General features: G+C 36.5%; 16 protein-coding genes. 6 read left to right on the top strand and 10 right to left on the bottom strand.

What is annotated here, in order from left to right; translation table 11 throughout:
• Positions 1-3 precede the first annotated feature (3 nt).
• The 4 genes from L8106_RS21065 to L8106_RS33870 form a co-directional block, all read right to left on the bottom strand.
• Entirely contained in the window at positions 4-273 is a 270-nt protein-coding gene (locus tag L8106_RS21065) for a DUF4212 domain-containing protein (RefSeq protein ID WP_009786475.1), read from the bottom strand.
• A 424-nt stretch (positions 274-697) separates the two neighbouring features.
• Positions 698-2101, bottom strand: coding sequence for an NAD(P)/FAD-dependent oxidoreductase (locus L8106_RS21060; RefSeq protein ID WP_071941431.1), 1404 nt, complete (start codon positions 2099-2101; stop codon positions 698-700).
• A gap of 150 nt (positions 2102-2251) precedes the next feature.
• Positions 2252-2470, bottom strand: coding sequence for a hypothetical protein (locus L8106_RS21055; RefSeq protein ID WP_009786473.1), 219 nt, complete (start codon positions 2468-2470; stop codon positions 2252-2254).
• 450 nt (positions 2471-2920) lie between these two features.
• The gene (locus tag L8106_RS33870; protein WP_009786471.1) at positions 2921-3079 is read right to left on the bottom strand and encodes a hypothetical protein; all 159 of its coding nucleotides are present in this window, start codon (positions 3077-3079) and stop codon (positions 2921-2923) included.
• Positions 3080-3309: 230 nt separating this feature from the next.
• Between L8106_RS33870 and L8106_RS33865 the strand changes: the two genes are divergently transcribed.
• The 3 genes from L8106_RS33865 to L8106_RS21040 all read left to right on the top strand — a co-directional run bounded on the left by L8106_RS33865 (position 3310) and on the right by L8106_RS21040 (position 6927).
• Positions 3310-5406: a glycosyltransferase family 2 protein gene (locus L8106_RS33865; RefSeq protein ID WP_009786470.1), complete on the top strand. Its 2097-nt coding sequence runs from the start codon at positions 3310-3312 to the stop codon at positions 5404-5406.
• Between the two features lie 31 nt (positions 5407-5437).
• On the top strand, positions 5438-6286 hold the full coding sequence (locus L8106_RS21045; RefSeq protein ID WP_009786469.1) for a DUF547 domain-containing protein: 849 nt from the start codon (positions 5438-5440) through the stop codon (positions 6284-6286).
• 128 nt (positions 6287-6414) lie between these two features.
• Positions 6415-6927: an ARC6/PARC6 family protein gene (locus tag L8106_RS21040; protein WP_009786468.1), complete on the top strand. Its 513-nt coding sequence runs from the start codon at positions 6415-6417 to the stop codon at positions 6925-6927.
• A 37-nt stretch (positions 6928-6964) separates the two neighbouring features.
• Here the strand turns inward: L8106_RS21040 and L8106_RS21035 are convergent, their stop codons facing one another.
• Positions 6965-8527 carry a methyl-accepting chemotaxis protein gene (locus L8106_RS21035; RefSeq protein WP_009786467.1) on the bottom strand — a complete coding sequence of 521 codons (1563 nt, stop codon included), beginning with the start codon at positions 8525-8527 and terminating at the stop codon, positions 6965-6967.
• Between the two features lie 353 nt (positions 8528-8880).
• Here L8106_RS21035 and L8106_RS32470 point away from each other — a divergent pair, with 353 nt between their 5' ends.
• Positions 8881-8985 carry a PAP/fibrillin family protein gene (locus tag L8106_RS32470; protein WP_009786466.1) on the top strand — a complete coding sequence of 35 codons (105 nt, stop codon included), beginning with the start codon at positions 8881-8883 and terminating at the stop codon, positions 8983-8985.
• Positions 8986-9321: 336 nt separating this feature from the next.
• Positions 9322-9624 carry a hypothetical protein gene (locus tag L8106_RS21025; RefSeq protein WP_156803777.1) on the top strand — a complete coding sequence of 101 codons (303 nt, stop codon included), beginning with the start codon at positions 9322-9324 and terminating at the stop codon, positions 9622-9624.
• A gap of 34 nt (positions 9625-9658) precedes the next feature.
• On the opposite strand, the gene sbcC is transcribed toward L8106_RS21025, so the two are convergent.
• Positions 9659-12748 (bottom strand): exonuclease subunit SbcC, encoded by a 3090-nt coding sequence (gene sbcC / locus L8106_RS21020; protein ID WP_009786464.1) that lies wholly within the window; start codon positions 12746-12748, stop codon positions 9659-9661.
• A 206-nt stretch (positions 12749-12954) separates the two neighbouring features.
• Here sbcC and L8106_RS21015 point away from each other — a divergent pair, with 206 nt between their 5' ends.
• Entirely contained in the window at positions 12955-13578 is a 624-nt protein-coding gene (locus L8106_RS21015) for a hypothetical protein (RefSeq protein WP_009786463.1), read from the top strand.
• Here the strand turns inward: L8106_RS21015 and L8106_RS21010 are convergent.
• The 4 genes from L8106_RS21010 to L8106_RS20995 all read right to left on the bottom strand — a co-directional run bounded on the left by L8106_RS21010 (position 13575) and on the right by L8106_RS20995 (position 19369).
• Positions 13575-14564, bottom strand: coding sequence for a diguanylate cyclase (locus L8106_RS21010; RefSeq protein WP_009786462.1), 990 nt, complete (start codon positions 14562-14564; stop codon positions 13575-13577). The two genes, L8106_RS21015 and L8106_RS21010, sit on opposite strands and share 4 nt — an antisense overlap.
• Positions 14554-17604: an ATP-binding protein gene (locus L8106_RS21005; RefSeq protein WP_009786461.1), complete on the bottom strand. Its 3051-nt coding sequence runs from the start codon at positions 17602-17604 to the stop codon at positions 14554-14556. The genes L8106_RS21010 and L8106_RS21005 overlap by 11 nt, the downstream gene beginning before the upstream one ends.
• Before the next feature lie 271 nt (positions 17605-17875).
• Complete coding sequence (locus L8106_RS21000) at positions 17876-18832, bottom strand: bestrophin family protein (RefSeq protein WP_009786460.1); 957 nt, start codon at positions 18830-18832, stop codon at positions 17876-17878.
• Between the two features lie 75 nt (positions 18833-18907).
• Positions 18908-19369, bottom strand: a complete 462-nt coding sequence (locus L8106_RS20995) for a Crp/Fnr family transcriptional regulator (protein WP_009786459.1) — start codon at positions 19367-19369, stop codon at positions 18908-18910.
• Positions 19370-19414: the final 45 nt, after the last annotated feature.

Genomic DNA, 19414 nt, shown 5'->3' with positions numbered 1-19414 from the left:
GATTTAATCTCTCCTTTTGATATCATATTTGCGATCTAGTTTGTCCATTTGATGAGCATAGACAAAAATCAGAATGACAAACACATAAATTGATCCTTGTTGAGCAAACCAAAATCCTAACGGGACGTTGCCGAGAGAAATATTATTTAATACAGGAACCAGAAGAATTCCGCATCCTAAAGAAACAAAAGCCCAAATCAGTAGGAGAGTGATAATGAGCTTGGTATTGGCACGCCAATAGGCTTGATGCCGTTCTTGAGAGTCTTGATTCATGGTATTTTAGAGAGTTGGGAAAAACGAACCACAGAATAAGTTCAGGGCAGAATCTTCTACTATTTTTAATCAAAGGGTTAATCGTCAGACTAAATACTATAAATCAAATTCAACTCTATTCAATAGAATTTAATCAAATTTAATCAAATTCAGTCTTTCTAAAGCTCAAATTTGCACTCAAATTGTACCCAAAGCTGTTAGATTGTCCCATTAAACAAAACAATTCTATCCTTGAGGCACTACACTGATGGCTTATAATACCAGTAATCTGTTCTTGATTTACAAAAAAATTAAACCCAGTAGGAAATGACTACAGAGAGAACTCTGAGACAAGGATACAAGGCACAGAGGCAATTTATGAATTCCTCCTACTGTTCACTTCTCACTCTCTATTAATCATTAGTCGCCAATATTTAAGTATTTCCTATTCATAAAAAATAGTCGGAATTTTTGATAAATTGTCTTCAACCGTAGAGAAAGGTTCTCTCGCCATCTGTTGCAAAACTTGCAAAATAAACTGAGGATGAAACAAAGCTGTAGGTTGCTCTAACATATGAAGAACTTTAAGCCAGATATAATAGATATTATGATTTTTGTTTGTCATTGTCATCAGTTGATCCGTATATTTTTGTAAAATTAAAGTCGAGAGATTAGCTTTTCCCCCGACCGTCGTTTTCCAGCGAAAATCTTCGCCCGTTGCTAGCATCCAAGGATTTTGAATAACTTGATACAGTTGTTGATAAAAATAGGGAGTAAATTGGGCTAAATTTTCTCTTTTCTGTAAACATTTATCCAGCATTAAAGCTTCTAAAGCTGCTGTTGTCATTCCTTGACCATAAATCGGATTAAATGCACAAACTGCATCTCCAATTGCTATTAATCCCTCTGGAAGTTGAGGTAGTTTTTCATAATGAAGTAAACGGTTTTCAGTGCGTCGATAGCTATAAATGGGAGAAATCGGTTGAGTTTTGGCGATCACTTCTGATAAAATTGGATGTCGTAAACTACGAGCAAAGTCTAAAAATTCCTGTTCATCTGTGGGTGGATAATCTTTACCTGAACCCATTAAAGTCACGATCCAACGATTTCCTTCTACGGGATATAATACACCACCCCGAGTCTTATTAGGGGGTTCAGCTTCTATTAATAATCCTTTCCAGTCTGCTTCAAAGCCATCAGGTTTTTGATACCAACAACTAGCGTATCCTAAAAAAGAATTAATAATTGTTTCTTGAGGGGGTTGATAACCTAAAGTCGTTAACCATTGGGGAGTTTTTGAATTACGTCCACCCGCATCAACAATAAAATCCGTTTGAATGTGTTGGGTTTTGTTTGTGTTTCGGTTGTGGAGTTCAACACCAATAATTTGAGATTGATCTGAATTTGCGATGAGATTTTGTACCTGACAATCTTCTAGAATTTCTAGCTTTTGATTGGCTGTTAAAAGATGCCGAATTTTCCATTCTAAAAAGTTGCGACTGCAAGCATAAACCTTCAAGTCTGAAGGAAAACGAGGATGCCAACCTCGAATGCTATAAGTTAGCCACTCTGCTGTCCAGTTAATTTGAGGAACTTCTGCGGCAATAAGTTCCTGTTCTAAACAGGGAAATAAATCATTAAGAATTTGCTGTCCTTGGATTAATAAAACATGAACATGGCTACCTTGAGGAACACCGTGGCGCTGTTGAGGTTGGGACGGAAAGTGATCGCGTTCAACGAGAGTTACACGTTCAAAATGGTTGAGTAGAATTCGGGCAGCAAGTAGTCCAGCCATGCTTCCTCCAATGACGAGGGCATGGTTGGAGTTGTTTGAGATAGAAACAGTCATTTCAGTTCGTAGTAAATAGTTTCAGCTTACAGTTTACTTTAAACCAAAAACAGTGCATACTCGCTTTCACAAATGTTTAATTGTTTGAGAGGAGATTGCATCACCTGTTTATCAACAATCTCCTCCTGAAAATCACCTGAATTGACTCATTTATAACTCCGGTTTATAGTAGTCTTCAGATTTAATATCTCCGATCAAATTCGGATCTTTATTAATGCACCCATTCTTTTTCACGAACTGACAAACCCGTGCTGATAACCTGGATCTTGTTCCTGGAGGCCCGGAAGAAAATAAGACTTTATCTCCTCCTGCTGCTTTAACGATTCTCACTTTACAAACAGGGCAAACTTGAGCTTGCTGGTCAGGCATAGATATTTACTCATCCATCTTGACGTTTGAGATATCCTAGCATGATTTATTGAAAATAATGTATATATAGAGACAGATTCTAATAAAACTTTGCCAGTAGGATCTTATCCCTTGGGAAAATAATCTCTTATAATTGTAGCCATTGATTCAAGATTTTATAAATTTTGACTAAGCCACGTAAATGAGATTTATCCGAACGTCCGTAGAGAAAATCAGACAGACTCATTTGATAATTTTGTTGAACTGCTAAATCCAACCAAAAGTTATTAAAAGCTTGTCCATGAACATAATTAGGAACGTTTTCTTGATAATAAGAATAGTGATCGAGACAGGTATTAAAAAAGTTTTTACGTCCTCATTTGACCAAGGATAAGCCGCATACATTGAATAAGCATGAGCGAAAAAATATTGCGACAGTTGGGGTAATACTTTGTTCAACAAATCGACTTATTAGCTCAAATACAAACCTTTAATTAATCGCCCTTCATAGCGAACAGGAGGTAAAACGACAAAAAAACTAACAGTATTAAAGCGATCCGGTTCATTTTCAAAAATTTCATAGGTATAAGCATCTAAATCTGCATAGATTTCTTCTAGAGGCTTATTCACATTTGGGTTGTGAAAATATTGGCGCAGACGTTTGTAATTTCCTTGTCCGATAAACTTTAACTATTTATGATTAATTTTAGGTAATAAAGTAGCTCAAGATGTAATATTATACATAAACTAATAGTCTTGTCAACTCTAAAATTCAGTTAAAGTTAAACTGTTTCTCAGGTAAAACTCATCTAAGTCATCTTAAATTAAAATTGTAAATTACCTAAATTTAGCATAGATTTGTGCAGCTTAGACTCAGTACGAATTTTCCTCCAAATTTGCCCGAATACAGCCATAATTCACTTGATTTAGATCGGGTGATCGTTATTATTCCAGTCTTGAATGAAGAAGCCACAATTGCTAAGGTTATTAAGTCCTTAAAACAGTTGAACTTGACTCAGATTAGAGTCGTTGATAATGGTAGTATTGATCATAGTGTAGCAGAAGCAAAACAGGCTGGTGCAGAGGTTGTTATTGAACCTCAACCCGGTTATGGTCGTGCTTGTTGGCGAGGACTGCAACAGCTTCCTTCTGATATTGAATGGATTCTATTTTGTGATGGAGATGGTAGTGATGATCTCAGTGAGTTACCGCAATTTTTTACCGATAAAACCACTGATTTTATTTTAGGAAACCGTCGGGCGACATCTCAAGGACAGACGGCGATGACTCCAGTTCAAAACTTTGGAAATGGACTCGCAACATTTCTGATTCATTTAGGTTGGGGTTATCGTTATTATGATTTAGGGCCTTTGCGATTAATTCGTCGTTCTGCTTTAGAGTCTATTCAAATGCAAGATCGAGGCTTTGGGTGGACGGTAGAAATGCAAGCAAGGGCGGTAGAACTGGGTTTAAGTATTCGGGAAATTCCGGTCAATTATCACCATCGTCAAGGCGGAAAATCTAAAATTTCGGGTACATTATCAGGAAGTTTAAAAGCCGGAACAATCATTCTCACAACGCTAGGTAAGTTGTATAGCAAACGTCTACTAAAAAACACCAAAAAAGACAAATTTCTAGTTAATGATCCAGTTCTTAAGGTGTTAAGTTCTCTGCTGTTAATACTTGGTTGTATTTGGATTATTCCCACTGGAGACTTTCGCCAAGTTGGGGCGGTTCCTCAATTTTGGATCGGAATAACGATGATGAGTTTGGGATTTATTTTGAGTTGGGGAATTGAATGTATTTCTGGAATTTGGTTTTGGGCGATCGCAATTCTTTCTCGGTTGTTATTATTACCCATGTATCCCGGTGATGATGTCTGGCGATATCTCTGGGAAGGCTACATTCAAAACCTCGGATTTAATCCCTATCTTTTACCTCCCAATTCACCTGAACTTATCCCCTATCATACAGCTTGGTGGTCACTGATCAATCATCTTGATCACGCGGCAATTTATCCTCCTTTAACTCAGTTAGGATTGAGAATATTAGCAGCAATTTATCCTTCAGTTCTTTTGTTTAAAATAGCCTTTGTTGGTGCAGATTTAGGCATCTGTTGGCTTCTCAGTCGTCGGTTTAGCTATGCAAAAATACTGCTGTATGCTTGGAATCCTTTAATTATTTATACTTTTGCAGGGGGCGCTCACTACGATAGTTGGTTCATCTTACCCTTGGTTGCAGGATATTTAATTTCAAATCATAAAAATACAAGTTGGACTGCGGCTTTGATTGGGATTAGTATTGCAATAAAATGGATGTCTTTACCCATTTTAGGTTTATTTGCTTGGTTACAGCTTCCTCGGTTTAAGTCTGCTATAATGGTATTATTATTAGGAACTTTACCTTTTATTCTCAGTGCAGTTCCCTTCTGTTCAACCGCTAGCTGTCCTATTATTCCTACAGGTTCAACTTTTGTTAATAACGGACGAAGTGCAGAATTTTTTCCCTATATTCTTGATTTATTTTGGCAACCAGAAACTCCAACAAACTCCATTTATATAATTCCGCTAGTTTTAGTATTAATTGGGGGATTGTTGTATTTCCAATCTCGAAAAAATAAACTCAGTTCCAGCTTATCTTCTCCGTCTAATGACTTACTCTATCTCTCTGAATTTTATCTGATTTCCTTACTAATTTTTTCTCCTATTATTCATGCTTGGTACTTTACCTGGCTGGTTCCATTTGCGGTTATTAGTCGTAATTTAGGGACTCGTTTAGTCAGTATTTCAGCATTTATTTATTTCGTTTTACAACACCGTAAAGCATTAGGAGACTTGAGTTGGTATTTGACGTTAAACGAACGACTTTTAATGTGGCTACCTTTTATTTTAGGCTGTTTGTGGATGGTTTTTAAATCTCATCTATTCAAGCCAAATACATCAATTCACTCAAAATAATCTCAATCCAATTTAACATCGACTCAAACCCATGAATAACTTTCAAGCTTTAACCCTACTCATTCCAACCCTGTTTTTAATGTATAGTTGTACGACGGAAACCACACCGTTAAACCTCAATACTGAAAACTCAACTGAGTCTAGCATAACTTTAGCCGCAACTGAAGCCTTTAGTTATCAAAATTATGAACAAATTCTCTCTACCTATGTCGATAAAAATGGAAAGGTTAACTACAAAGCATTGAAAGAAAATCGTAAAAAATTAGATGAATTTAATGCGTCTTTAGCAACTCTTTCTCCTGATGATTTTGCCAACTGGACAGAGAAAGAAAAAATTGCGTTTTGGATTAATACTTATAATTCATTAACATTGCTGGCTATTATTGAAAACTATCCCACTAAAAGCATTCGTGACATTCCGGGAGTGTGGACAAGACTTCAGTTTAACGTCATGGGAAAAGAGGTGACATTAGATGAAATCGAACATAAAATATTGCGTGTTCAATTCAACGAACCTCGTATACATATGGGATTAGTTTGTGCTTCCATTGGTTGTCCTATATTGCTTCAAGAAGCCTACACTGGAGACAAACTCGGCGAACAACTCGACAAACAAACCCGTAAATTTATCGCAATAAATGATAATTTTAAAATTGACAAACAAGATAATAAAGTTTACCTATCCTCAATTTTTAAATGGTTTGGGGAGGATTTTATCTCCCAGTTTAAGATTCAAGAAAAATTTACAGGTAATGATAAAGAACGTGCAGTTTTAAACTTTCTTAGTCAGTATCTCGATGAATCAGAAAAAGAGTATTTGATGAACGGAAAATATCAGATTAAATATCTTGATTATGACTGGTCACTCAATGATAAATAAACCCTGTCGGATGGGTTATACTACCACTAATTTTTTTTAGCATGAATTGCCGAAAATTGCTGATCGCAATTTGTAGTAACTTTTAACTGATTTTCAGCTTGGGAATGACAACGAATTGGTAAAAAGCCATGAAACTAAGAATTTTCGCCTTAACCTTCTTGCTCTCGTTAGCGTGGACTGAAGCGATTTTTGCAGAAACCTTACCCATCCAAAAAACAAGTGATTTGACTCCCTCAGACTCAATTTTATTGGCTCAAAACCCCTCTCTAACTTTGGGAGAAGCGGCTGATTTGATTGGTGAATGGTTAAACGCAAAATCCCGCATTTTTGCTCCCCCTTTTGACCGTCAAACTTTAGAACAATTTACTACAGGTGCATTGTGTCAAGATACGTTAAAAGCGGTTGATTTTTTAATTGAAAATGATGGGTATTATGAATATGGCGTGCAGAAGGTAGAAACCGTTGAACGATTTGCAGCGTCTGGAAATAAAGCAACAATTGAAGTTCGCGTCACTGAAGATACCACATTTTATCAAAATGGTAAAATTAAAGATAGTAATTTTAATACTCTAAGAATTCGCTATAAATTAGAGTATTGGGATGGCATTTGGAAGATAGCTGATTTTCAAGTCATTGATTAAGTTTAATTCAAAAACTTCTTTTTGGGATGCTTTGCTTCTATGATCCACTTAATCTTTTTAAATATCGAGCTGCTTCGTTAAGTTGCAAAATGCTATCTTTGGTTTGACTAACACCTAGAACTGTTTGTTGTGAACCTTGATTAATCATGTTCATTGCCATCACAACTTGTTCAATCGCTTTTGCTTGTTGCTTTACGTTCATTGCAATTTGCTGATTGGAGATCATAATCTCATTAATGGCTTCGGCCATATTTTTAAAAGCTGCTGCTGTTTTTTGAGATAGATTAATTCCTTGATCTGCATTTGTTTTTCCTTCTTCTGTTTTAGTAACGGTCGAACTAATTGCTTTTTGAATATCATTGACCAAGATGTTTATTTTTTCAGCAGAACCCTTACTTTCATCAGCTAACTGACGAATTGCAGAGGCAACAATTGCAAATCCTTTACCTGCTTCACCTGCTCTAACAGCTTCTACAGAGGCATTCAAAGCAAGCATATTCGTTTGATTGGCAATATCAGCAACCAGAGCATTTATTTTATTGATTTGAATAATTTTTTCGCTTAAACTTTTGATTGCCTGAGCGATAGTTTCTACTTTCTGCTGAAGATTTGTAATACCCTTTAAGGTTTGTTGAACAATTGTTATCCCTTCCTGAGATAATTCAAACACTTGACTTGCATTTTCTGATGCTGATTCTGCTTTTTGAACAGCTTGACGAGATGACATTCCTAACTCATCTATTGTGGCTGTTGTCTCACTCACTGAAGCTGCTTGTTGAGCGAGAATTTTTTCTTGTTGTTCAATCGTTGCACTAATTTGAGAAGAAGAAGTCGCGATCAAATTTATACTGCTAAAAATTGGCTTTGTGATGCCAAGACTTAAAAATCTGCCAATTACAATAGTCAATATTGGACTAATAATTAAAGCCATAATCATTAACCTTGATGTACTACTCACATCTTGCATTGCATTTTTATAAATCTGATCTCCAACGATTTGATTTTCTTCTAATACGTTTAATAAATTTTGAGTAGCAGCATTAAAATAACTCCGTTTGATATCTTCCTGTTCTTCCAAAACTTGACGGATACTTAATACTTTTTCTACAGCGAGTAAATCATTCGGATTTGTTGAATTTTCTGTAAGAAGTTTAAGTTGATATTCCCAAGGGTTACGAATTCCAGCTTGATGATACTCTGTTTCAAGTTTCAGATAATTTTCATGGGATGTTTTCCATAATTTCCAGTCTTGTAAAAAGACTTGATAGAGTTTCTTTTCTTTGGAGGTTTTTTCTGTAGGCTCGTATTCTTGAAAACCTTCATTAATCTGTTTCCAAGCTTCTTGAATATTTTGGAGTTGTTGTTGACGTTCTGTGTCCGTAATATCTGGGTTCAGTAGAAAACGTTCACTCGATTGAATTTGGGTTTGTCCTTCATTAATTTTCCATAAGCCAACGACACTCGGTAGAGTATTGTTACCTAATGTTTGAATATGTTGATTTAAACTAGAAACACCCATCCAACCAATCAAAGCCACAACGATAACAATAGATAAAAATGAACCAATCAGTTTAAGCTGAAGAGAAATTTTTTGAAACATAGACTCTTTCTCCCTATCATTAATTGTTACTTTATCACACTGAGTAAAACATGAAGCTATATCTTTACAAAATGACTTAATATTGAGGCTAAAACTACAAAAAATTATTAAAAATAAAGGCTTTTGTTATCCTATAAACGAACAAATATTAAAAATTTATAGGTAGACAAATAGCACCATTGATACCTAAAATTTCCGAAAATATTAAAGCTTGGATATCAGTTTTTGGGACTCATAAATCAAACAAATCTCTCAATATTGCCTAACAAATTTAATCTTTTGTTGCCAAACTTTTATTCGGTTTAGAACCGCCTCAAGGAATAGAACATCAAACCGGAAAAGTTTCGTTCGCGATGAAAAAATCTCCTAAAGGGTCTTTAGAAGTGCTTGATCTCGATGAAGAACTTCGCATTACGCGGGGAAACCGAGGGACTATTACCGTTTGTGAAAGAATTTAGAATGTAAACTATAATTTAATCATCTCATTTTTTTCAACTAGAATTTAATCCGATTTTCCCCTAAATCTATGTCAATATCCTGCTTGGGGGTCAAGCTTAATTAACAGTTAATACCTCAGAAATAATAGAAGTTACTGATGTGAATACCACTCGTAAAAATAACTCTTATATTCAGCAAGATAAACTTTCATATTAACCTAAAAATATCTCATTTTATTAATCTGATGGATTCTCAGATCTGTTTGTAAAAAAAATTTAGACCGATCACAGCCAGAAGATGATCCATATTTTATCTGATATAATATTATCATTATAGTGATTGTTGCTATCCAAACGATGAACCAACTCTCCTTTTTACTGGCTATTACCTTACTTTCTGCGAGTCCTTTACCGATACCTCCTGTTCGCTTTGAGGGAACGGCTGCTGGTAATTTTGTCTGTGAATACAAGTACAAAATGGGTGATGGGGACTGGACATATGTCAATAGTGGGGGTTCGACTCCATCCAGAGCTAGAGCCAGACGCACTAGAGATATTAAATATTTAGAAAAAAAGGCAGAAGAAGCAGGTTTAAATTTTGAGGCGCGTAAACTTTTCTGTGAAAATCCCTGGGGTGGTGATGGAGGTTGGGGAGATTAAAAAAGTGATGTTGAATCTGCTTAATTAATACTCTTTACATCAATAATCTTAGTTGAGAACCCGTAGGAGATTTTTCAACTTCTATTCTGGCTTGAAAGGCTTCTTTTAAATGAGGCATATGTGTAACGGTTAAAATACAAGCAAAATCAGAGGAGATGGCATTAATAGCTGCAATTAAGCGACTACATCCTTCTGCATCTTGAGTGCCAAAACCTTCATCAATAATCAACATTTGTAAAGCAGTTCCCGCCCGTTGAGCGAGTAATTTTGCTAAAGCTAATCGAATCGCAAAGTTAATCCGAAAAGCTTCCCCACCCGAATAGGTTTCATAAGGTCGAGTCCCTTGGGCATCTGCAATTAAAATATCTAAAGTATCGATTAATTTTGCCGTTTTCTTTTTAGAAGATTTGTTACTGCGTCCAGCTCGTTGAGTAATAAATTGAATATGTAGTTGATTGGCAGATAATCGTGAGAGAATTTGATTAGTTTCTGCTTCTAACTGCGGTAATACATTCTCAATCATCAAAGCTTGAATACCATTTTTCCCAAAAGCTTGCGCCAGTTCACTATAAACCCGATATTGACGACGAGCAGTTTCAAGCTGTTGTTTTTGTTCGTTTTGTTGAGTGTTTAAACTCTCTAAATAGGCTTGCTGCTGCTTCAGACTTCCCAACTGACTTAAGGTTTGATCCATCTGTTGACGACGATGTTGAATTTGTCTATCTAACTGCTGAATTTGTTCGTTTAAATCTGGAGTTTCTTTGAGCTTTTGTTCAAGAATATAAATTTGGGTTTCAATCGCTTTAATATCCTGAGCTTTACTGATTTTTAACTGCTGTATTTCTTCCAAGCGTTGTTGAACTTGTGGATATTGTTGTTGGGCTGAATTTAACTTTTCTACCCGAGTTAACCATTGTTGGGCTTGACGCAAGTGTAAACGCACTTGATTATGTTCTTCTAAATTATACCCGATTTCAGCAATAGAACGATCTAATGCTACTATTTGCTGGTTTAATTCTGAGTGGGTTTGTTGTTGAGTTAACTGTTGTTCTAATGCGGCTTTGTTTGCTTCTAACTCTGGTTTTTTAGCTTGAATTTTTGAGAGCTTACTTTCAGCACTTTGGAGTTGACTTTGCTTGATTTCCGCCCAGCGCCAACGCTTTTCTTCATTACGGGCTAAAACATGACTTTGCTCATGATAATTAAGCTGCTGTAACTGTTGCTCAACCTGTCGCAATTCACGATACAATTCAGCCGCAAACTCACCTGTTTGTAGCAATTGTTCAATTTCTTTCGCCTCTAATTTCAGTTTTTGAAACCTTAACTGGGATTCTTCTATACCCTCTAATTTTGCTTGAATTTGCCCTCGTTGTTCTCGACATTCTTCATACTGTGATAACTCCTGATCTAACTGACGATACTCATCTCTAAACCCTTTTATTTCTCGCTCGGCTACCGCTAACTGTTCATTTACAACCCACATTTGATCGCGAATTTCCTGCTGCTGAGTACGATGTTTTCCAACAACTAAATTCCAGTGATGTTCATCTAGAGGGCGATCACACAACGGACATAAAGGCATCAAAGAATCATCAGTTTTCTGCTCATTTGACGGAATTCCTAACAGGCTAACTTTATGATCCAATTCAGAGAGTTGCATTTTATAATCTCGTTGTCGCGCACACAACCGCTCCATTAAATTATGCCGTTCTAATCCTTTTTCTCGGACTCTTTGTTGATAAACTTTCTTATTTTCTAACTCTTTAATTTGAGTATTAACTTGTTGTAAAGTTTGCTGTAATTCAGGATGGGTTTGCAAACTGTGTTGCACTTGACGAATGGACTTCGATAACTCCTCTAAACGCGCACTACAACTCGCCGAAGCCCGATCAACTTGAGTTTGTAATTGTTGACGTTGTTGTAATATAGGAGTCACCTTAACCTGAAGTTCATCGAGTTGACTTAAATGGTTACGAGCAGCTTGTAATTCGAGTAAAGCCGCTTCTACTTCTGAACGTTGCTTTAAGACTTCTAAATGTTCATTTTCTTGCTGGACTAACCCCTCCAACTGTACGTTTATATTTTGTATTTTTTGCTGTAATTGCTGCAAAATTTGACGCTGTTGTTCTAGAAGTTGCTGACGGTTTTGTTGAGCTTCTTGATAGGCTTTAAACTTTGTAGATAAGCATTCTTCTGTTGCTTGTAGAGTTTGAAATTGAGTGTATCCAGCTTGAATTTCAGACGCTTGTTTTAAGATAGCTTCAAGCTCTTGCTGTTGCTGTTGAGTGGTATTAAATTCTTGCTGGAGTCGTTGATAATCTTTAGAGATTGTTTGATATTGTTGTTGTTCACCTTGACGCAATTTTTGCCAGGTTTGACGATGGTGTTGGCTGGCTTGTAGCTGTTGTAATTGCTCTCGTTCAGTGTTTTGTTGGGTGTTGAGTTGGTTGAGAGTCGCTTCAAATTGAGTGATATTTTGGGTAATTTCATTTTGCTGTTGAAGCTGTTGCTTTGTGTTGTCTATTGTTTGTTGCAACAGTTCAATTTTTCCTTTATATTGTCGAGACAAATCTTTAGCACGATCAGCTAAGTGATCATATTCATTGAGTTTCAATAAATTCGCTAAAATTTCTTTGCGTTCAGTCGGACGTTTGAGCATAAATTCATCAGCTCGTCCTTGACGCAAATAAGCCGAATTAATAAAGGTATCATAATCGAGTTTGATCTGATCTAATATCTTCTGCTGCGTCGCTCGCATTCCCCGTTCACCTATAGGGCGAAACTCAATTTTTGCACCGTTTTGAATGTCTTGATAGGGTTGAGTTGCAACCTGAAAATCCAAAGTTCCAGACTGACCTCGGCGACGGTTACGAATCACTCGATAGAGGTTTCCTTCACCAATAAAAGCAAAGTTAACTTGAGCTTCCATTTCTCCGAGATGAATGATATCATCTTCTGTGGCGGCGCGACTACTGCCCCAAATTGCCCAGGTGATCGCTTCGAGTAGCGAAGATTTTCCTGCCCCATTTGAGCCGCAAATGCAAGCGGTATGCAGTCCGCTAAAATCCAAGCTAGCTTCTCGATAGCTGAGAAAATTTTTGAGCGTCAGTTTATGTGGAATCATAGAGTAATTTTAAGACTATTTTTCGCCTGTTGTCACGGGTTTAATCTAGATTTTATAATTCTTTACAGTTGGGTTCAAGATTTGGAGAGTCTGATCTTTGCAGTTCAATCGAAGCAGAATACACTATACTTAGAGTTTATATTCAGATAAAAACACTAAACTTAGTGTGACTTGACTCACAGAACTTCTTAATTTTATTATAACCGATGACTTCATTAACTCAAAGCTCTATCCTTCTGGAAACAACGATAAAAGCTGTCTTGACAAAATCGCCGGAAAAGCCTGCGACAAAAGCTGTTGTAGAGGCACTTATTGAACAAGAAAAAACCGCAAGTAAACTGAAAGAACCGTCAAACTTTAGTCAATTTTTGGGAACTTGGCGGTTATGTTTTATCACAGGAACCCAAAAAACTCGTCGTCAAATTGGCACCGCCTTGGGTCCCGGACGTTATCTTCCCAACTGGGTGAAAATTCATCTGTCTTATTCCAGTTCTTCTGCTTATTATCAACCCAATTTAGAACAGTATTTTGAAGTAGGAAGTGTGGAAAATTCAGTCAAGTTAGGGGGGTTAAAATTAACACTCAGCGGGCCTGTAAAATTTCAACAAAAAAAGAATATTTTAGCGTTTGATTTCACCCGCATGAATGTGTTATTCTTCGGAGTAAAGTTGTATGATGGCTATATTCGGGGCGGAGCAGAAAGCGAACAAAAATTTTATAGCGATCGCATCAACAAACAAGCTTTTTTTGCCTATTTTTATATACAAGAAAAAACAATCGCCGCCAGAGGAAAAGGCGGTGGACTAGCTCTCTGGGGGCGGGAAAATTAATTGATTTTATCTGATTTTAATCTAGACTTTAAGCCTTCACCAGGCTCATAAATACTACAAACTTGATTGCGTCCTTTTGCCTTTGCTTGGTACAAAGCATCATCGGCTCGTCTCCACATTTTATCAAGTTTATCGTCATCAATATGATAAGTCGTAACTCCCAAACTAATTGTAATTTTGATTTTAAGATTAGAGGAAGAATTAGAGTCATAAATAGGAATATAAAAATCAGCGATTGCTTGACGGAGGCGTTCTGCTATTTTCAGAGCTATTTTTAAATCAGCCCCAGGTAAAATAATTGCAAATTCTTCTCCCCCAAATCGCCCACACACATCCCCCTCTCGAAGTAAGTTTTGTACCTCTTGAGTCATTCTTTTCAGAACTTGATCGCCGACTATATGTCCGTAAGTATCATTGACTTTTTTAAAGTGATCAATATCAAGCATAATAATAGAAAATAATCGGTTATAGTTAACAGCCTTCTGATACTCTATCTCCGAAATTGACATTAGATGACGACGGTTAAAAATTCCAGTTAAGGGATCAGTAATAGCTTGCTTTTCAAAAGCGGCTGATTTTTTGTTGAGTTCATCTTTAGTATACTTTAGTTCTAGGTGAACGCGCACACGAGCCAAGAGTTCTGGAGCATAAAAAGGTTTTGTAATATAATCTACAGCACCCTGTTTAAATGCTTCTAATAAATGTTCTTTTTCTTCACTTGCTGTCAGAAATATAACAGGAATTTCACATAACTTTTCATCATTTTTTAACTTTTGACAAACCTCTAAACCATTCATCTTCGGCATCATTAAGTCCAGTAAAATCAAATCAGGTTCAGCAACTTTGGCTCGTTCTAAAGCTTGTTGTCCGTCGGTTGCAAATGTCACCTCATAGCCGACTTGCTCTAACATATCAGCAAGCACTTGTAGATTTCGAGTGATATCATCAACAACTAATACGAGAAAATTCTGGGGATTAAAACTCATTATTTTGATTGTTAATCTGTTGTAGTATTATCAAAAAATGTTCTATTGTTTTTGGGATATTCTGCCAATCAAAAGCCTCTAGCTGAGTAAATAACTCTTGGGTATAATCTAGCAAAATCTGACATTTATGATTTGTTCCATAGGTTTGTAAACGTTGGGCAAATTCCTTGACTTCACGCTTTTTCAGGGTGATTCGCAACTGTTCCCAAATAATTTTTTCTTGATTCAACGTCTCCAGTAATTGAGGAAGTTGTTGTATATCTTCAGTTTTATTTACTTGAGAGAGGGAAGTCTCAGAAGTAATAGTTGATTGGCACTTGGTAGAGGGCAGAACAGTTTTTAAAGCACTAACCAGTTGAGCGCGATTAGTCGGTTTGTGAAGCACGCCTTGGCACAACAACTGTACATCAAGATAGTCTTGTCTGAGAACAGAAGCCGTGATAATAAATATAGGAATATTTTGAGTTTTCTCATTTTGTTTGAGGGCATTAAAGACACCTCGACCATCCATGTTTGGCATTAGCCAATCCAACAAAATTACATCAGGTTGTTCGGTTTTAGCAAGTTGAATAGCACTTTCACCATTCTGTGCCAGCAGCAAATGATGTTGAGTTCCCTCAAAATAACCTTGAATCAGTTGTAAATTAGAGTATACGTCATCTATGGCTAATATTGTGGAATTGTAAAATTGGTTTAAGTCTTCATCGACTAATGAAGCAATTTCAGATTCTAGGGATATATCACTAACCTCGATTTCTGGAAAGATAAAAATAAAGCTACTACCATGACTCAGTTCACTTTGCAGCACCAGCGTTCCCCCTAATAAAGTCGTCAGGCGACGAGTAATTGCTAATCCTAATCCCGTTCCTCCGTATTTGCGTGTACTTTGACCTTCACTTTGAACAAAGGCTTCAAAAATGTCATCTTGCTGGTTTTTAGCAATACCAATTCCTGTATCTGTTATTGCAATTTCTAGCCAGACTTTTTTGATATTTTCTTGAGTATAAACTTGAGCGCGAATCGAAATTTGAATAAACCCTCGCTCAGTAAACTTAATTGCATTTCCTAAAACATTAAAGAGAATTTGCCGCAAACGTATCCCATCAAAATAAATTCCTTGTGGAACAGCATCATCAATGTGACTAATCAGAGATAATCCCTTTTCTTTAGCTCGATGTGTAAAAATTTTTTGAACTTCAGCAATTAACTGTCGTAAATTTAAGGGTTCATAATAGAGTTGAAATTTTCCAGCTTCGATTTTAGAGAGATCCAAAATATCATTAATTAGATCCAGTAATGATTCTCCACTCGCTGCAATTAACTCTAGATAAGAACGTTGGCGCGGCTCAGTAACTAATCCTTGAAGCAAGTCACAAAAGCCTAAAATAGCGTTCATAGGAGTGCGAATTTCATGACTCATATTCGCTAAAAACTCGCTTTTGGCTTGGTTGGCAATTTCCGCCCGTTGAGCGACTTGTTCAAGAGCTAACTGAGAAGATTGTAAAGCAGTAAGCATGAGTATATTTCTGAGTTCTAAAGCTGCATCAAGCTCTATTTTTTTCCAGGGAAGTGAACAGCCTTGAATTGTCTGTTTCCACACTTCAAAGGAGCGACGTGGAGATAGTTGCATTGTGCCATCTTTAGCTAAAGTTACAGGTTTACTGGGATTTCCTGCCCAAGTTACGGTTTGAGTTCTTTCAGGTCTTAACCAGACAATTTGATAAGAAGTATTCATCGAAAAAATAGAGATCACTAAAATCCCACTCGCATTTTTCTTGTAGGGATAAAAATCAGGATAATACTCACTGATATTGTTGGTCTTAAAGAGTTCGACTTGATGATTATTTTTCAACCAATATAATAATTTTTTGACGGCGTTAGTGGGAGGCGTATTCCCAAAAACGATCAATTCATCTTCGAGAGCAATCAAAATTCCACTCGCATTAACTAAAGAGAGTAAACGATCTCCATTATTCTGAAGAAAATTGTTAATATTTGCAGGTTGTATTGATAAAATATTTTTAAACTCTTTCTGTAATTCACTAACTTTATGTTGATATTTCTCTAACTCTTTATAATGTTTTTTGAAAAGTTCGATTGACATAAATTGTCCCAGAAATTCACAGGCTTTGCGAGTTTCATAATTGACGTATTTAGCTTCATAATGATGACAAACAATCATTCCCCATAATTGATCATCTTTAATTAAAGAAATACATAATGAAGCCGCAACACCCATATTTTGCAGATATTCTACATGAATAGGAGAAACACTCCTCAGCACCGAATTACTTAAATCTAAAGGTTGATTGTTTAAAGGATTGAGAACTGGAACAATATCTACAGGTTTATAGTTGATATCCATAATCAGACGTAACCAATTTTGACAATATAACTTTCTCGCCTGTAGAGGAATATCAGAAGTCGGATAATGTAAACCTAAATAGGATTCTAATTCTTTTTTTTTGGCTTCCGCAATCACGACCCCACTGCCATCTTCTTCAAACTGGTAAATCATCACCCGATCATAACCTGTGATTTTAGAAACTTCCCTAACTAGCTGATGGGTAGACTCTTGGAAATCGTCAACATTAACAATACTTTTTAGAGAAGCTTTGAGTAAATGATAAAAGCTGAGAGGATAACTGATTTGAGAATTAGATTTAAGTTCTAACTCCAAACATAAAATGTCATCGATTCTATGAATAACGCCTTCAAATTGAGGATAACAAGAAGTATTTTTAGGTCTAATTTCAAAAGGATTGAAATAATCAAAGTCAATATTTTGGGAAACGGCTTGTGTAATAAACTGAATATCCGCATCAACAAAAATATCATTTAATTTTTTTCCGAGTAGTGATTGAGCCTCAACCCCTAAAAAATCGATAGCATTTTGACTAGCTTGTAAAATCGTCAGATCAATCTCTTGGAATGTGAGGAGAACTCCATGAGGTTGAATCTGACCTGGAATATGGATAGGTTCGCGATCGCAGTTCGTTAAATCAATGGGTTCTGAATAAACAAAGTTGATATCCTGCATTTTATTAAAATTTAAGCTTGAGGTTAGTGTATTTAATTATAATTAAAAATTATAATTTTTAGGAGACTAACGCTCAGAAAATATTTGTAAAGAAAAGATAATGACTAAAATACTCTCATTTCAACAATATGGGTAAAGTTAATGAGCGGCGATCGCTAAGATGTTCAAAAATTCTTCCAGAACCCACAAAGCTGTTGATCATGTCACGTCGAATGTTACTGAAGCGATTTGCTGGTTTTGAGGAGAAGATAAAACCTGTCTATATCAAAGATTAATCCACGGGTAAATTTGATGAGTTCATCGGATTAGTTAGGGGACAATCTAATGAATTCTCAGGACAATGAACACTAGGTTCGATGGAAATAATATCAGCGATATTTCGTTGCATGGTTTGACAAATGGCATCCAATTCTAGATCATTAGGATCATAGCCAAAAGGATTTTCAATCTCTCGACCTATTTCTTCGATACCAAATAATGTAAAGCTAATAATTCCCACAACAATGCCTGTATACCAGAGTAGATCGTCGGTTAATTGTAGAGGTAAAACCAAACAATAGATTAACAGAATTTGCTTCAAATGGATATTGTAAGCAAGTGGAATCGGTGTTTTAATAATCCGTTCACAAGCACCTAATACATCAACCATTGTATCCAGTAATTTAAACATGGCGGTTAACTGATAGGTGTTGAGACAGTCGCGATTATATTGACGTTGAAGATAATCTCCGATCCATAAGGCAATTTCTAGAGGCGGATGATTCATCTGTTTCAACATAGAATACTGTTCAGATGAAAGTAGATCTTCTATTTCTTGATTGATTTTTTCACCTCGTAGATGGAGTTTCATGGCAATTGCAAAGGCAATTAATAATTTTAAGGTGGCAATTTTTTCTTGGGTATCGTTGGGGTCATTTTCTCGAATTGTTACCCAAATTTGACGGGCAAAATTGCGGACGGTATTGACTAAAGTTCCCCACAATTTTCGACCTTCCCAAAAGCGATCATAGGCTGTATTTGTCCGAAAGACGAGCAGCAACCCCAAGACTAAATCAGGAACCAACAAGTTATCTAAAATTCGGGTCGGTAAGGAAAATCCCAAGTTATAGAGAATCGATAAGCCGACACCAAAGAGACTACAGAAAATGACCCGAGGCAAAATGGCGGGAATAACAGAACCACTGACTCGAAAAGCAAGTTGAAACCAGTTTTTATTGTCATCAACCATAAGGGGAATTGAAAGCAAAATTGATGACTGAGCAAACCGAAACTTGGCACTAATATCTGTGCATTAATAACGAAGTTAGGCTAATTTTGCCGTCTCCGGGACTGAAGAAGCTTGAGCATTTGACTTCAAGTTCAATTCTCTGACCCGGCGCGAGAGCATTCGGATAATATTAATGGCAATACCGGGAGTTTCATCAATGGCATCATAAAGCTGCATTTGAGTCAACATCAAACAGTCGCAGGATTCTAGGGTGCTGACAGAAGCCGAACGAGGCTCTGCATCAAACAGTGACATCTCCCCAAAACAAGCTCCTTTTCCCATTTTAGTGAGTTCGTGATCTCCAATGTGAACTCTGACTCGCCCAGAAACAACGATATAAAGTGATCGCCCTTCTTGTCCTTCAGTAAATATATTGTGATTGGGGGGGAAGGAAAGTTCATCCATCACAGAAGCCAAACGCACTAAAAAATCGTCCCGTAGCTCCTGAAAAATCGGGACTCCCCTGACAAACAATAAGCGTTCAACGCTGGTTAACATAATTTTAGAGTATGAATTGCAAATCAAAAGCCATTTACTATCAAC

The organism is Lyngbya sp. PCC 8106 (genome assembly GCF_000169095.1).
Taxonomy (GTDB): Bacteria; Cyanobacteriota; Cyanobacteriia; order Cyanobacteriales; family Microcoleaceae; genus Capilliphycus.
Note: the sequence above shows the minus strand (reverse complement) of the source record. Positions and strands in the feature narration are given on the sequence as shown.

Excerpts from the sequence above, each read along its gene's own strand:
- L8106_RS21065 (WP_009786475.1), bottom strand. The coding sequence starts at position 273 with ATGAATCAAGACTCTCAAGAACGGCATCAAGCCTATTGGCGTGCCAAT.
- L8106_RS21060 (WP_071941431.1), bottom strand. The coding sequence starts at position 2,101 with ATGACTGTTTCTATCTCAAACAACTCCAACCATGCCCTCGTCATTGGA.
- L8106_RS21055 (WP_009786473.1), bottom strand. The coding sequence starts at position 2,470 with ATGCCTGACCAGCAAGCTCAAGTTTGCCCTGTTTGTAAAGTGAGAATC.
- L8106_RS21045 (WP_009786469.1), top strand. The coding sequence starts at position 5,438 with ATGAATAACTTTCAAGCTTTAACCCTACTCATTCCAACCCTGTTTTTA.
- L8106_RS21040 (WP_009786468.1), top strand. The coding sequence starts at position 6,415 with ATGAAACTAAGAATTTTCGCCTTAACCTTCTTGCTCTCGTTAGCGTGG.
- L8106_RS21035 (WP_009786467.1), bottom strand. The coding sequence starts at position 8,527 with ATGTTTCAAAAAATTTCTCTTCAGCTTAAACTGATTGGTTCATTTTTA.
- L8106_RS32470 (WP_009786466.1), top strand. The coding sequence starts at position 8,881 with ATGAAAAAATCTCCTAAAGGGTCTTTAGAAGTGCTTGATCTCGATGAA.
- L8106_RS21025 (WP_156803777.1), top strand. The coding sequence starts at position 9,322 with ATGAACCAACTCTCCTTTTTACTGGCTATTACCTTACTTTCTGCGAGT.
- sbcC (WP_009786464.1), bottom strand. The coding sequence starts at position 12,748 with ATGATTCCACATAAACTGACGCTCAAAAATTTTCTCAGCTATCGAGAA.
- L8106_RS21015 (WP_009786463.1), top strand. The coding sequence starts at position 12,955 with ATGACTTCATTAACTCAAAGCTCTATCCTTCTGGAAACAACGATAAAA.
- L8106_RS21010 (WP_009786462.1), bottom strand. The coding sequence starts at position 14,564 with ATGAGTTTTAATCCCCAGAATTTTCTCGTATTAGTTGTTGATGATATC.
- L8106_RS21005 (WP_009786461.1), bottom strand. The coding sequence starts at position 17,604 with ATGCAGGATATCAACTTTGTTTATTCAGAACCCATTGATTTAACGAAC.
- L8106_RS21000 (WP_009786460.1), bottom strand. The coding sequence starts at position 18,832 with ATGGTTGATGACAATAAAAACTGGTTTCAACTTGCTTTTCGAGTCAGT.
- L8106_RS20995 (WP_009786459.1), bottom strand. The coding sequence starts at position 19,369 with ATGTTAACCAGCGTTGAACGCTTATTGTTTGTCAGGGGAGTCCCGATT.